Below are 13324 nucleotides of genomic sequence, written 5' to 3' on the forward strand. Positions count from 1 at the left end.
AGACGATAGATTTAAAAATATAGACGATAAGTTGGGTATTAAGTTTAAAAATATAGACGATAGGTTTGCTGATATGTTTGTTCAAATTAAAGAATTAGTTCAAGAAAATAAAGAACTAAGAGTTGAGATGACCAAGGGGTTTAAAGAAGTTGCTACTGAAATTCATGCGATTAGAGTAGACATTAATCGGATATCAGAAAAGCAAGATTCCTTGCATGCTAGAGTGTTTTTGCTCGAAGGTGCGCGAAGTTAATAAAAGAAAAAACTAGGCTTACCTTTCCCCTAAAATGTAGAAAGTCTTTGATGAGTCTAGAACCTACTAGTTCATTACAGTAAGCTAACGGAAGGGATGTTGAATTTGAAGGAAATGATATACCACTGTTCAAAATTGAACAAAATTGAACAAATTTGAACAAATTTGAACAAATTTGAACAAATTATCCCCATCATTCAAAAGAGTACTGCTTTATTAACTCACCTGCACAATGCTTGAGCGCAGTAGGTTAGAATGACCAAGAATCTCATCATGAAAAATAAATCTTTTAATAATAAAGAAACCTGGTATAGCTTGCAAGGCCTCGCTATGACAAAGTATCGTAAGAAGGGTTTGGTATTTTCTCAGGGTACTGGTAGTGCTGAAGAGGAGATTAGGTGGATCGCTTGCCATGTATGCAAGTTGCCTTTTTCTGCTTTTGCGAAAGTTAGAAACCGTTTTGCGTTGGATAAGGAAAAGAGGGAGTTCTGGAGTATTGTTGGTAAGAGGGTTCAGACTGATAAGCCACTTGCGTATTTGTTGCGGGAAGCGTGGTTTGCTAAGCGAAAGTATTATGTAGATAATAGGGTGTTGATACCAAGGTCTCCCTTTGCGGAGGTGATACCTAAGCACATGGGTCGCTACTTGGTTGGCCCTCCTAGTTCTATGCTAGAGATAGGTACAGGTAGTGGTTGTATGGCTATTACTGCTGCTATGTTCTTTAAGCATGCTCGCATAGTGGCTACAGATATTAGTGGATCGGCGCTTCAAGTTGCATTGATAAATATTAAAAATTATAAATTAACTTCTCGCATATCATTGATTCGTTCTGATTGTTTTAGCGCGATACCGAAGGGTGGTTATGATGTGATTTTCTCAAATCCTCCTTATGTCAAGGAAAAAGAATATGTGGTTTTGCCGAAATGTTTTAGTTATGAGCCTCGTCGAGCATTAGTTAGTGAAGTTGATGATTTACGGGTGGTTTGTTCAATTATTTATCATGCCGCAGACTACCTCTCTGAAGTTGGAGTTTTATTTTTAGAAGTTGGGGATCGGTACAAAGAAGTGATGCGGAGATTTCCTCAAGTCTCATTTTCAACTGTTCCTTTGAAACATGGGGGGAGTGGGGTATTAGTTGCTACTAAGCAACAGCTTGATAGATTGCGCGGTCAAAGAGTAAAATAATTACCAATATGGCAGGTAATAGTATTGGAACGGTATTTACTTTGACTACATTTGGTGAAAGTCATGGTGAAAAGATCGGAGGTATCCTTGATGGATGTCCCCCAGCCATACCTTTAAGTGAGGCAGATATGCAAGTAGACCTTGAGCGAAGAAGGCCAGGTAAAAATAAATATGTAACCCAAAGACAAGAGTCGGATGTGGTCAAGATAGTTTCTGGGGTTTTTGAGGGGCAGACTACCGGTACTCCCATAGGTATTCTTATTGAGAACACCGATCAAAAATCAAAGGATTATGATGCGATTAAACATATCTTTAGACCAGGCCATGCGGATTATACCTATCAACATAAATATGGAATAAGAGATTGGCGTGGTGGTGGAAGATCTAGTGCCAGAGAAACCGCAATCAGAGTAGCAGCTGGTAGCATTGCGAAAAAAGTACTCCAATTGAAATATGGTATCACCATTAAGGCCTGTGTGTCATCTCTCGGAGATTTCACTCCTTCCGCTTGGAATTGGGATGAGACTGCGCAAAATATGTTTTTCTGGCCTTGTCTAGCTGATATACCTCAATTAGAAGAGAGAATGAATAGGTTAAGAAAATCACTTGACTCCGTAGGCGCACTTGTTCATGTTGAGGCGCATGGTGTGCCAGTTGGTTTTGGAGAACCAATTTTTGATAGATTAGATGCCGATATCGCTAAAGCAATGTTGTCAATTAACGCAAGTAAAGGTGTTGAGTTTGGTGATGGATTTTCTTGTGTTCAGATGAAGGGTTCAGAGCATCGTGATGCGATTGGCATGGGAGGGTTTGTCAGTAATCATGCTGGAGGGATTTTGGGAGGGATTTCAAATGGACAGCCTTTGGTTTGTAGAGTTGCCTTTAAGCCCACCTCTTCAATTCCCCAGCCCATTGATACCTTGACTGAACATGGCACGATAGAAACTCTTGAAGTGCATGGTCGCCATGACCCTTGTGTGGGAATTAGAGCTGTACCAATTGTGGAAGCGATGTTAGCACTCACACTATGTGATCATGCCATGCGACATAAAGCTCAATGCGTATGGTAGCTGAAAGTAAAACCCTCTACGATAAACTTTGGGAGTCTCACAAGGTAACTTCGCTTTCTGATTCACATGATTTACTGTATATTGACAAACACCTAGTCCATGAAGTAACTTCACCTCAAGCCTTTGATGGTCTGTCTTTAGCAAAACGATCATTGTGGAACCGCAATTCAATACTAGCAGTGCCCGATCATAATGTTCCTACGAAGGATCGCGATAAAAAAAATCCAGATTGGGTGTCAGAGCAACAGTTGACCGCATTGCATACCAATGCAGTTGCACATTCGTTGCGCTACATTCCTCTGCAAGATATCAGGCAAGGTATCGTGCATGTTACCGGCCCTGAACAAGGGTTTGTTCAACCCGGCATCACGATTGTGTGCGGAGATTCACATACCGCCACCCATGGTGCTATGGCAGCCTTGGGGTTTGGAATCGGCACCTCTCAAGTAGAACAAGTATTTGCTACACAATGCTTGGTCATGAGCAAGTCTAAGAATTTTTTAATACAATTTAATAATCAGCCGAATCGCTATGTTGAAGCTAAGGATTTTATTTTATATCTGATTGGGAAGATCGGAACTTCAGGAGGCACAGGGTTTACCTTGGAATACGCTGGTGAAGCGATATCACGGTTGGGTATGGAAGAGCGTATGACGATCTGTAATATGTCAATTGAAGCTGGTGCCCGAGCTGGATTAATCGGAGTGGATCAAACTACAATTACCTATCTTCAGGATAAACCGCTTTGCCCAAAAGGTGAACGCTTTGAGTTAGCGGTGTCGCACTGGAAGAAATATTTCAGCGATAGTGAGGCTGTCTTTGATAAAACCATAGCGATTGATACCGCTACCATAACACCACAAACAACCTGGGGAACTTCTCCTGAAATGGTTATTGGGGTGAATGAATATATTCCAGATCCTAGTCTTGACAAATCAAAAGAGCAAAGTTATCAATCAGCGCTATCCTATATGGGTTTAACCCCTGGAATGAAAATGAGTGAGGTAACCTTTGATAAAGTTTTTATCGGTTCCTGTACGAATAGTCGTATCAGTGACTTGCGTAGAGCTTCAGAGTTTTTACGCGCCACCAAGAAAAAAGTTCATGCGCGCATTAAACAAGCGTTGGTTGTGCCTGGTTCAATGTTGGTTAAACAGCAAGCCGAGCAAGAAGGCATTGCGAAAATTTTTGTTGATGCCGGTTTTGAATGGAGAGATGCCGGTTGCTCTATGTGTCTTGGTATGAATGCTGATGTATTGCAATCTGGTGAGCGATGCGCATCAACTTCTAATAGAAATTTTGAAGGTCGTCAGGGTAGAGGAGGTCGCACCCATCTTATGAGTCCAGTCATGGCTGTGGCTTGCGCAGTGCAGGGCGTAGTAACGCATCCAGAAGAGTTAGTCTCATGAAAGCCTTTACTACTTTTAATGGAATAGTTGCCCCACTTATGCGTGACCATATTGATACTGATGCAATTATGCCTAAACAATATTTAAAAATGATTGGAAAAACTGGATACGGTGAGGTGCTTTTTGATGATTGGAGATATTTGCAGGCTGGAGCAGTTGGCGTCAATCACCAATCGCGAGAAATAAATCCTGAGTTTGTGCTTAATGCACCGCAATACCAACATGCTCAAATATTAGTTTGTGGAGAAAATTTTGGTTGTGGTTCTTCAAGGGAGCATGCCGTATGGGGTTTGGTAGAATATGGTATTCGCTGTGTTATCGCAAGCTCATTTGCAGAAATATTTTTTAACAATGCTATTCAAAATGGCTTGTTGCCTGCGATACTCCCTAGAGATGTGACCCTAAAAATTGCAAATCAGGCGACTATGCATGCTGGATATTCATTACAAATAGATCTACAACAGTGTACTATTGTCGATAGCTATGGCTTATCTACAAATTTTAGCATTCATGAAAATGCTAAAAATCGTCTCATCAAAGGACTTGACGATATTGATGAAATATTATTGCATAAAGAAAAAATAGTAGCATTTGAAAAACAAAGAAAACTAGAGGCTCCGTGGCTATATGACTAAAAAAATATTATTATTACCAGGCGATGGCATCGGCGTAGAGGTTGTCGAGCAAGCGAGAAAAATTATTGATTTCCTTCGCAGCGAAGGTACTGGCATAGAGTATGAAATGGCGCTGATTGGCGGAAGCGCAATCTCCCAAGTTGGTGAAGCGCTCCCGCAGTCAACATTGCAGTTAGCGAAAGTATCAGATGCAGTATTGTTAGGAGCGGTTGGTGGTCCGCAGTGGGACTCCTTACCCCATGAGCAGAGACCTGAACGAGGCTTGATGAATATAAGAAAAGAATTACGCCTGTTCGCTAATCTGCGTCCAGCGAAAAGTTACCCATCTTTGCAAGCGGCTTCAAGTATTAAAGCAGAAATTCTTGGTGGTACGGATATGTTGATTGTGCGAGAATTAACTGGTGGGCTCTATTATGGTGAGCCGAGGACCATCGGAGTAAACCAACAGGGAATTAGATATGGGTTAAATACTACTTCGTATACTGAAGTTGAGATTAGGCGAGTTGCTCAGGTAGCTTTTGAATCGGCTAGAAATCGTAAGAAAAAAGTTGTCTCAACTGACAAAGCTAATGTGCTTGAAGTGAGTAGATTTTGGCGTGAAATTGTAACCGACCTAGCAAAACAATATCCGGATGTGTCTTTGGAACATATGTATGCTGATAATGCCGCTATGCAAATGGTACGGCAGCCACAATATTTTGATGTTGTCTTAGCCCCAAATGTTTTTGGTGACTTACTTTCAGACCTTGCCGCTGCAATTGTTGGTTCGATTGGCTTGTTACCTTCGGCCTCACTCAATGAAAAATCGTTAGGGCTCTATGAACCAGTACATGGTTCTGCTCCAGACATTGCTGGCAAAGGCATCGCAAATCCTCTTGCTACCATACTATCGTTAGCCATGCTGTTTCGCCACAGTCTTAGCCTAGATGCGATTGCCGATCGTATAGAACAAGCTGTGGAAAGAACTATTGCCCAGGAAATTTTAACTGCGGATCTAATGATGTACAGTCAGCATAAGTCTCGTCGGCCATTCACAACTGAGGCAGTTACGTATGCTGTGATTGAAAATATGAAAGATTCAAAACGAACCTGAAATAATGAAAACTTTTTCTAAATTTGGTTTTATTGGCTGGAGAGGTATGGTTGGTTCAGTGCTGATTGATAGGCTTATTGCCACAAAAACTTCAGCACATATTTTGGATGCTGAGTTTTTTAGTACTAGTGCGAGCACACAAAAAATCCCTCAAACACTTGCTAATTCATTTGCAACGCGTGGGATATTATTAAACGCCTATGACTTAGATGCGCTTACGAAATTTGAAGTGCTCGTCAGTTGTCAGGGTAGCGAGTATTCAAAATTAATACTCCCTCAACTTATTACACGAGGTTGGAAGGGGATTTGGATTGACGCTGCATCCGCATTTCGTATGGATGCGGATGCTACTTTGTTATTCCCTCCTATTAATCAAAATCAAATAGAACAAGATTTACAAAAGGGTAGGACGAAATATATTGGAACCAATTGTACCGTTAGCCTGATGCTCATGGCTATTGCCCCATTGATAACAGCGCGGAAAATCACTTGGCTTACCAGCATGACCTATCAAGCTGCTTCTGGTGCTGGAGCAAATCAACTAAGAGAATTAATTGCACAAATGTGTTTTATTGGTAAAAAATTACAACCCCATTTAGATGATACCACGATGCAAGCGCTCACATTGGGCAATGAAGTACAACAGTGTTATTATGATTCTGCGTTTCCCAAAGAGCATTTTGCTGTTCCTTTGGCTGGAAGTGTTATACCCTTTATAGATAAAAAATTAGAATCTGGACAATCCAAAGAAGAATGGAAAGCACAAGCTGAAGCTAATAAGCTATTAGGTTTTGAAAAAAATCCCATCCCCATAGATAGTATCTGTGTGAGAGTCGGAGTGTTGCGTTGCCACAGCCAGGCTCTGACCATACTGTTAGATAAAGAATACCCTGAGGATGAGTTAATTTCTTTGTTTCAATCTGATAGCCCGTTTGTTAAAATTATTGGGAATGATGAGACTGCATCGCGTTGGTTGCTCACTCCAGCCCATGTTTCAGGAAGTCTAGACATATATGTAGGTCGGATTAGAAAATCTACTATTGATAAAAAAGCTATCCATTGTTTTACGGTTGGAGATCAGTTACTTTGGGGTGCTGCAGAACCATTACGATGTCTAGTGCACAGACTCTCAACTGGTACTTGGTAAAGTATTTTTGGCAATCAAAACCCGATCTATGCGGGCGTAGTCTTGATAGGGCGGTGCTAGTGCAAGTGGCAATGTCTGCAAGTATGTTGCAATGGTTTGAAACTGGTTTTTGCCACACTCAAAATAAATTTCCCCATTAGTAGTTAGCCGCTTGCAAGCTTCCTCCGCTATGGAACGGTAATGTGCCAAACTATTGTTTTGAGGAAAAAGTGCAATGGCTGGTTCCACTTCAAGCATGTCATTGTCCTCTCGTTCTTCGATTAGCACATAGGGTGGATTACAAATAATATAATCAAAGCGATTTGCACTGGGAATTTGACTGAACCAATCAGATTGAAAACAGTTTACTTTACTGCCCACCTTATGTAGGGCGATATTTTTTTTCGTAATTTGTAATGCCTCCAAAGAGATATCAATTGCGGTTATTTCCCAAGTTGGGAATAAAAGCGATAAGGTAATCGCTAGGCAACCTGACCCAGTGCCTAAATCTAACAATGTGCATCGCTGTCTGCCTCCCGAACGGCTCGCGGCGCGACTCACTACCGCATCAATGATAGCCTCACTGGCTGGACGAGGTATGAGTACCTGTGGTGTAACGATAAACTGTCTGGAATAAAATACCGCAGTGTTAAGTATATATTCCAATGGTTCTCCTTTAAGGAATCGAGTGAAACTATCCTTCCATGTGGCTTGTTGCTGCGAAGTAAGGTAATGCTCTTGGTGCGCTAAAAGCCACGCCGATGGTTGCAGAGAAATGTGACTTAGTATGCTCAGCGCTTGGTGTAAATAATCCTTTACTCCTGGGGTGAGCAGGCAATCTCGAATCTGAATACCTACACTCCCTTTAAAGAATCTAGTGTTCGTTCCATTTCTTCATTTTCAAATGAAGTCATAAGCGGGGTTACTAAATCCTCTAAATCACCATCCATGATTGCATCTATTTTGTATAAGGTTAAGTTAATTCGATGATCCGTTACTCTTCCTTGTGGGAAATTATAAGTTCTAATTCTTTCAGAGCGATCACCACTTCCGATTAATGATTTTCTGGTTTGGGCTTGAGCGCTTTTTCTCGCCATATCTTGTTGCATATGTAACCTAGAGACGAGGAGGGATAGTGCTTTGCTTTTATTTTTATGTTGAGAGCGCTCGTTTTGACATTCCACAACAATACCCGTGGGTAGATGGGTGATACGAATTGCAGAGTCGGTCTTGTTAACATGTTGCCCTCCAGCTCCAGAACTTCTGAATGTATCAATACGAATATCGGCAGGGTTAATTTCAATTTCTTTTAATTCTTCAAGTTCCGGCATCACAGCAACCGTGGCAGCGGAAGTATGAATTCTGCCTTGCGCTTCTGTTTCAGGTACACGCTGGACTCGATGCCCCCCTGATTCAAATTTTAATCGGCTAAAAGCATTTTTTCCAACTATCCTAGAAATAATTTCCCGATAGCCACCATGCTCTCCACTTGAAGTTGAGAGCAGCTCCATACTCCATCCCTGTCTTTCACAGTAGCGATGGTACATTCTGTAAAGATCACCAGCAAAAATAGCAGCCTCATCACCACCAGTACCCATGCGAATTTCTAAAAAAGTATTATTCTCATCATTTTTGTCTTTGGGAATTAACATTTTATACAATGTTTTTTCTAGTTCAACTTCTTTGCCATGAAGGTTTTGCAGTTCTTCTTGGGCAAGTAACCTGAGTCCTGCCTCAGTCCCATGCTCAAACATCTCATGCGCTTCAATAAGCTCGCTTTTTATTTTTTGATAATTAAGCCAGGATTCATGAATATCTTTTAAGCTAGAGTATTCTTTTGAGTGCTCACGATACCAATCTAAATCTTGAGTGCTATCAGGTCTAGAGAGTTCCTCACCTAATTGTAAGTATCTTTTTGAGAGCCGTGAAAGTTTTTCGGCGATAAGTGGATGCATACCAGTTAAGATTTATTTTTTATATCTTGCATATGTTCAGGATCAGATCGACTCTTGAGTTGTAGGGTTGGGGTATGGGTCAGTCGTTGCGTAAGGATATGTGCAAGATAGATAAGAGTGGCACTGGGGCTTTCACCAGCTTGTAATTTTTTTAATGCTTTCTGTAAGCAATATTGTTTATGTTCTTCTGCGCTCACTCTAAATGCGGTTATATTTTGAGCTAGAGTACGCACCCGCAGTTGCTCATCCCATTCTTCTAAGGCTTGAGTAATACAGCGTTTCACTGCTGGAGTAGAAGCGGCTCGCATGGCAACATGCTCGTCGCGAATATTAGTTAATTGCTCTAGGTTAAACACATATAAGTTAGTAATCGTCGTTGCGCTAGGTTCAACTGCCCTCGGTAAACAAAGATCCGCGATCATGCAAGGTTTTGCCCGTTTCATCTCCATTACTGACGAGAGTAGATCGGTACTAATGATTGGCGTGCTCGTGCGTATTGCACATAGGATTAAATCATGTTCAATAAGATTTTGTTTTAGTAAATCAAAGCTAGAAGATCGAGCTCCAAACTGTTGGGCAAGCCGTGCACCATGATGCACCGTTCTGTTCACTACCGTCAGATAGCTACACCCGTGTGATGATAAATATCGCAAGGCAAGGTTGGCAATTTCACCAGCTCCAATCACACAAATTTTTTGTTTAGTAAAGTCAGTAAAGATTAGATTGGCTTGTTTAAAAACCAGTGAAATGAGCGAGGTTGGTTTTGCGCTTATTGTGGTTGTTCTGCGTGCTAATTTAGCAAGTCGTAATGCGCTCGTAAATAATGAATCAAGGATTCCAAGTTGATGGGCTTGCTGGCTTTGCGAAAACGCCTGACGAATTTGAGCGACAATTTGTGTTTCACCTAGTAGCGCAGACTCCAATCCACAAGCGAGTGAAAATAAATGTTCTGCACATGCATTATCCTTAAATACTGTCACTAATTTGGTAGCAGAGCTTTGAGAAATAGTTAATAGCTGAGCAACCCAATGTACACAAGCGGAATAACTATGCTCACTGGTTTTTTCATCCGCGTAGAAATAAATTTCTGTGCGATTACATGTTTGCAGCAGGATTGGGGTATCAATGGTTAAGATACTCTTGCATTCTTCAAGTGAAGAAAAGCGTAATCGTTCCCGATCACCCAATGCAACAAGTTGATGGGCTATTGATATACAAAAAATTGAACTAGTAGTCATGTACAATAAACTGTTATATTATAGGATATGAGTAGATTTAATCTTACACACCTTTGCTTGAGTGCTTGTGTTTTTACTTGGGCTACCTGCCCTACCATTGGGTTTGCTGAGACGACCAACCCACCAATCGCTAGAATTAACACTGTATTTAATGTATTACAGGCTGAGTTTTATGGTTACCGAGGCGACTATCAAAAATCACTAGAGCTTTATTTAACTGTACTTGATAGGGTAACCAATCAAGATGTCTTTGATCGAATTGCGAGTATAGCTATTGTAAATCAAAACCAACCAGCGTTAATGCGTGTATTAACGGCTTGGAAAAAAGTTTTAGAAACTGAAGCCAATCAAAATAATAATGAAAAATATTTAATCTATCAATTACACTACTTTGTTTTATCTCAAGATTGGGAAGGTTTGCGCCTCAATGTTTTAGAGTACTACCGCACTTCATTGGTAGCAGATAAAGAAAAAATTAAAACGATAAATAAGTTGTTGGTAGGTAGAATTCCTCAGAGCATTGTAGAGAATCTCTTTCAGCAATTAGTTGATACCAATAACACTAACCTTACGGTTGTTTTGGCAAAAATTGATATTTTATTATTCTATAAAAAAATATTTGAAGCGGTAGATCTAGCAAAAAAACTATATCTTGAGCACCCATCCTCGTTAGAAGTAATTATGTCGTACGCACAAACACTTCAGGCTGATAACCAAACCCAAGTAATGTTGGATCTCTTGGTTAGTGCCCACGCTAAGCAACCCCAAGACGCAACATTAGGCTATCTCACTGCGATTAGTTTGCTTAAAGCAAACCGCCCCATTGATGCAATTCCAATATTAAAGCAGATCGTGGATAACGACCCTGCCAATGAAGAGGCTTTGCGCTTGCTCTGTCTCACCTACATCAGTGATGAAGCGCTTCAGGATAAAAGTTATCAATATTTTAATAAGCTCGTTGATTTCCCTGACTCCAATTCACTCGCTCAATATTACTTAGGACTCTTGGCATTAAATAATAAAAAATATGATATCGCAGAGGAACATTTTCGTGCCATTGATAAGAGAGATGAGCAATATCGCGATGCTAGAATTTCACTCTCAAGAATTTATCAAGAAACTAATCGACTGGATGATGCCTTAGTTGAAATCCAAGCTCTGGTGACTGATGCCTACCAAACAAAAGATGAAATTGTCATGATTGTATTGCTAGCCTCGTTCTATCAGCAGCAATCAAGGTATGAAAAAGCAGAGGAGGTGATTGTGCAAGCATTACAACGCTTCCCTAATGAAAAAGAACTACGCTACCAACATGCTTTAATTTTGCTTGATCTGGATAAGCCTTCTCGTGCCATTGAAATATTAAAAAAAGTACTGGATGAAAATCCAAAAGACGCCAACTCCCTCAATGCCTATGGATACACCCTAGCTGAACGAACTTCCCAATACGAAACTGCCTACGGCTATATCAAACAGGGCCTAGATTTAGAACCAGAAAATCCAGCGATTTTAGATTCTATGGGGTTTGTGCTATTTAAATTAGGTAAATTGAAAGAGGCGAAAGAGTATTTGGAACGAGCCTATCAGCTTTCTCCTGACCCTGAAATTGGTAGCCATCTCATTGAGGTATATAAGGAATTAGGGTTAACATCACAAATGAAAATGTTAATTTTAAAATTAGTTTCTGAGCATCCAAAAAATAAACATATAAAAAAATACTTACCGTAACCTATCATGGTGCGAATACTCGGCCCCCTGCTTATGTCACTTTGTCTTTCCTCTTGCATGGTGCAGCAAACCGTACAACAAGATTTTTCTCAAGATTATTCTCAGTGGGAGTTGCAACAAATCAGAAGGGCGGAACTCAAGTCATGGATACTGAGTGGTAAAGTTAGCGTCACTCAATTGCACGCTAAAAAAAATCCTTTGACCTTTAGAATTAAATGGGAGCATCGCGAGGACACAGACAGTTTGTTACTTTCTGATTCGTTTGGTTTACAAAGCGTTAAAATTGTGCAGTCTGCAGTTCAGGCAATCGCCTATAGTAGCAAAAACGAGATACTTATGAGCGCACCAACTGTGCTTGCGTTAAGCACAAAAATCTTAGGAGTTGCAATTGACCTAGATCGGTTAAAAGCTGGACTGATGGGTATTGATTTTTCTCAAACCAAATACGAATCGTTTAACCTACTCCAAGATGGCTTACTTATGGCTAAGAAAATTATCCATACCCAATCAGCAATTAGTATCACGATGATTATTACTCTATGGGAATTGCCAAAGCAAGATTGATTTGTAAAAGCTACGCTAAGATTAATTTGCGTTTAAAAATCACTGGTAAAACAGAGCAGGGGTATCACACTATTCAATCTCAGTTACAGTACCTAAGCATTTATGACACTATCACTATTGCAACTAGACATGATAAAAAAATAACCATAACGTACCAAGCCAACCAACCTACCAAAAATCCCCGCCATGACCTTATGTTTAAAGCTGCAAAATTAATGGGGGTTGGTGCTGATATTTTAATTAACAAAAAAATCCCAATCAAGGCTGGTTTGGGAGGTGGCAGTTCAAATGCCGCCATGGTAGTCTTGGCACTTATTAAGCTATATCGATTAAGAAAATCTTCTCTCTCACTTGCCAAACAACTCGGAAGCGATGTGTCTTTTTTCTTACAACCGTACGCAGCCACTGTATCAGGAACAGGTACTCGCCTAACCAAACGCACCTTTCCACAAAAAAAATACATTTTAATTGTCCCTAAAATAAAAAAACCCTCAACTAAAAAAATGTACTCATACTTTGATCAAATGCCCACCCACTCAGACAAAAATGATTTTGATTTAGTCGCATGTAGAATAAATCCCACCATGCGCAACTTATTTCACATTCTTGCACCATACCAACCAATGCTATGCGGTTCAGGCTTTGCAACCGTGGTGCAGTATAAAAACTCTAAACAATTAAGTACCGTTAAGCGACTGATAAAAAATATCCCAACCCACTCCATTTGTGTAGTTAAAAGTTATAATAAGGTGATTCACTAAAGGGGAGTCGCCAAGCGGTAAGGCACCGGGTTTTGATCCCGGCATTCGTAGGTTCGAGTCCTTCCTCCCCTGCCACTCCACTAAAGGGGAGTCGCCAAGTGGTAAGGCACCGGATTCTGATTCCGGCATCCGTGGGTTCGAATCCTTCCTCCCCTGCCATATAAATCGGTTATAATATCAATTCATTAACTGCAAATGAACCAATTGATTTCAATCAGATATTGCGCCTTTGCCATTATATTTGCTGTATATAGCAATACAATAGCCTCACCCCAGCTATCGTCTATCCAAGATGGCCAAGCCACCG

Annotated in this window: 13 protein-coding genes and 2 tRNA genes; 12 read left to right on the top strand and 3 right to left on the bottom strand. The window is 40.6% G+C overall.

From position 1 onward, the window contains the following. The 7 genes from QM538_06700 to QM538_06730 all read left to right on the top strand — a co-directional run. Nucleotides 1–253 (top strand): hypothetical protein (locus QM538_06700; GenBank protein MDI9348177.1); only part of this gene is annotated, 253 nt, incomplete at its 5' end. Between the two features lie 273 nt (nt 254–526). Further along, nucleotides 527–1438 carry a 50S ribosomal protein L3 N(5)-glutamine methyltransferase gene (prmB, locus tag QM538_06705; protein ID MDI9348178.1) on the top strand — a complete coding sequence of 304 codons (912 nt, stop codon included), beginning with the start codon at nt 527–529 and terminating at the stop codon, nt 1436–1438. A gap of 8 nt (nt 1439–1446) precedes the next feature. After that, nucleotides 1447–2508: a chorismate synthase gene (gene aroC, locus QM538_06710; GenBank protein MDI9348179.1), complete on the top strand. Its 1062-nt coding sequence runs from the start codon at nt 1447–1449 to the stop codon at nt 2506–2508. Continuing rightward, nucleotides 2502–3917: a 3-isopropylmalate dehydratase large subunit gene (gene leuC / locus QM538_06715; protein MDI9348180.1), complete on the top strand. Its 1416-nt coding sequence runs from the start codon at nt 2502–2504 to the stop codon at nt 3915–3917. The genes aroC and leuC overlap by 7 nt, the downstream gene beginning before the upstream one ends. Continuing rightward, nucleotides 3914–4552: a 3-isopropylmalate dehydratase small subunit gene (gene leuD / locus QM538_06720; GenBank protein ID MDI9348181.1), complete on the top strand. Its 639-nt coding sequence runs from the start codon at nt 3914–3916 to the stop codon at nt 4550–4552. Before leuC ends, leuD begins: the two co-directional genes overlap by 4 nt. After that, complete coding sequence (gene leuB, locus QM538_06725) at nt 4545–5645, top strand: 3-isopropylmalate dehydrogenase (GenBank protein MDI9348182.1); 1101 nt, start codon at nt 4545–4547, stop codon at nt 5643–5645. The genes leuD and leuB overlap by 8 nt, the downstream gene beginning before the upstream one ends. Nucleotides 5646–5649: 4 nt before the next feature. After that, nucleotides 5650–6792, top strand: coding sequence for an aspartate-semialdehyde dehydrogenase (locus QM538_06730; protein ID MDI9348183.1), 1143 nt, complete (start codon nt 5650–5652; stop codon nt 6790–6792). Here QM538_06730 and prmC read toward each other — a convergent pair. From prmC to hemA, 3 genes are read right to left on the bottom strand one after another with little or no spacing between them, the layout of a single operon-like run. Beyond that, nucleotides 6775–7605: a peptide chain release factor N(5)-glutamine methyltransferase gene (gene prmC, locus QM538_06735; GenBank protein ID MDI9348184.1), complete on the bottom strand. Its 831-nt coding sequence runs from the start codon at nt 7603–7605 to the stop codon at nt 6775–6777. The two genes, QM538_06730 and prmC, sit on opposite strands and share 18 nt — an antisense overlap. Nucleotides 7606–7625: 20 nt before the next feature. After that, a complete protein-coding gene (gene prfA / locus QM538_06740; protein MDI9348185.1) occupies nt 7626–8726 on the bottom strand; it encodes a peptide chain release factor 1 in 1101 nt (366 codons plus the stop codon). Nucleotides 8727–8731: 5 nt separating this feature from the next. Next, complete coding sequence (gene hemA / locus QM538_06745) at nt 8732–9964, bottom strand: glutamyl-tRNA reductase (protein MDI9348186.1); 1233 nt, start codon at nt 9962–9964, stop codon at nt 8732–8734. A gap of 27 nt (nt 9965–9991) precedes the next feature. On the opposite strand from hemA, the gene QM538_06750 reads away from it, so the two are divergent. The 5 genes from QM538_06750 to QM538_06770 all read left to right on the top strand — a co-directional run bounded on the left by QM538_06750 (nt 9992) and on the right by QM538_06770 (nt 13176). Further along, a complete protein-coding gene (locus tag QM538_06750) occupies nt 9992–11692 on the top strand; it encodes a tetratricopeptide repeat protein (protein ID MDI9348187.1) in 1701 nt (566 codons plus the stop codon). A gap of 6 nt (nt 11693–11698) precedes the next feature. Further along, nucleotides 11699–12256 carry a lipoprotein insertase outer membrane protein LolB gene (locus QM538_06755; protein MDI9348188.1) on the top strand — a complete coding sequence of 186 codons (558 nt, stop codon included), beginning with the start codon at nt 11699–11701 and terminating at the stop codon, nt 12254–12256. Then, nucleotides 12232–13017, top strand: a complete 786-nt coding sequence (locus tag QM538_06760) for a hypothetical protein (GenBank protein MDI9348189.1) — start codon at nt 12232–12234, stop codon at nt 13015–13017. Before QM538_06755 ends, QM538_06760 begins: the two co-directional genes overlap by 25 nt. Next, a tRNA-Gln gene (locus tag QM538_06765) sits at nt 13018–13092 on the top strand. 9 nt (nt 13093–13101) lie between these two features. Then, nucleotides 13102–13176 (top strand) — tRNA-Gln (locus QM538_06770). Nucleotides 13177–13324: the final 148 nt, after the last annotated feature.

It is taken from the genome of Candidatus Methylacidiphilales bacterium (assembly GCA_030054035.1).
Classification (GTDB): Bacteria; Pseudomonadota; Gammaproteobacteria; order JASGCS01; family JASGCS01; genus JASGCS01.

Excerpts from the sequence above, each read along its gene's own strand:
- prmB (MDI9348178.1), top strand. The coding sequence starts at position 527 with ATGAAAAATAAATCTTTTAATAATAAAGAAACCTGGTATAGCTTGCAA.
- aroC (MDI9348179.1), top strand. The coding sequence starts at position 1,447 with ATGGCAGGTAATAGTATTGGAACGGTATTTACTTTGACTACATTTGGT.
- leuC (MDI9348180.1), top strand. The coding sequence starts at position 2,502 with ATGGTAGCTGAAAGTAAAACCCTCTACGATAAACTTTGGGAGTCTCAC.
- leuD (MDI9348181.1), top strand. The coding sequence starts at position 3,914 with ATGAAAGCCTTTACTACTTTTAATGGAATAGTTGCCCCACTTATGCGT.
- leuB (MDI9348182.1), top strand. The coding sequence starts at position 4,545 with ATGACTAAAAAAATATTATTATTACCAGGCGATGGCATCGGCGTAGAG.
- QM538_06730 (MDI9348183.1), top strand. The coding sequence starts at position 5,650 with ATGAAAACTTTTTCTAAATTTGGTTTTATTGGCTGGAGAGGTATGGTT.
- prfA (MDI9348185.1), bottom strand. The coding sequence starts at position 8,726 with ATGCATCCACTTATCGCCGAAAAACTTTCACGGCTCTCAAAAAGATAC.
- hemA (MDI9348186.1), bottom strand. The coding sequence starts at position 9,964 with ATGACTACTAGTTCAATTTTTTGTATATCAATAGCCCATCAACTTGTT.
- QM538_06750 (MDI9348187.1), top strand. The coding sequence starts at position 9,992 with ATGAGTAGATTTAATCTTACACACCTTTGCTTGAGTGCTTGTGTTTTT.
- QM538_06755 (MDI9348188.1), top strand. The coding sequence starts at position 11,699 with ATGGTGCGAATACTCGGCCCCCTGCTTATGTCACTTTGTCTTTCCTCT.
- QM538_06760 (MDI9348189.1), top strand. The coding sequence starts at position 12,232 with ATGGGAATTGCCAAAGCAAGATTGATTTGTAAAAGCTACGCTAAGATT.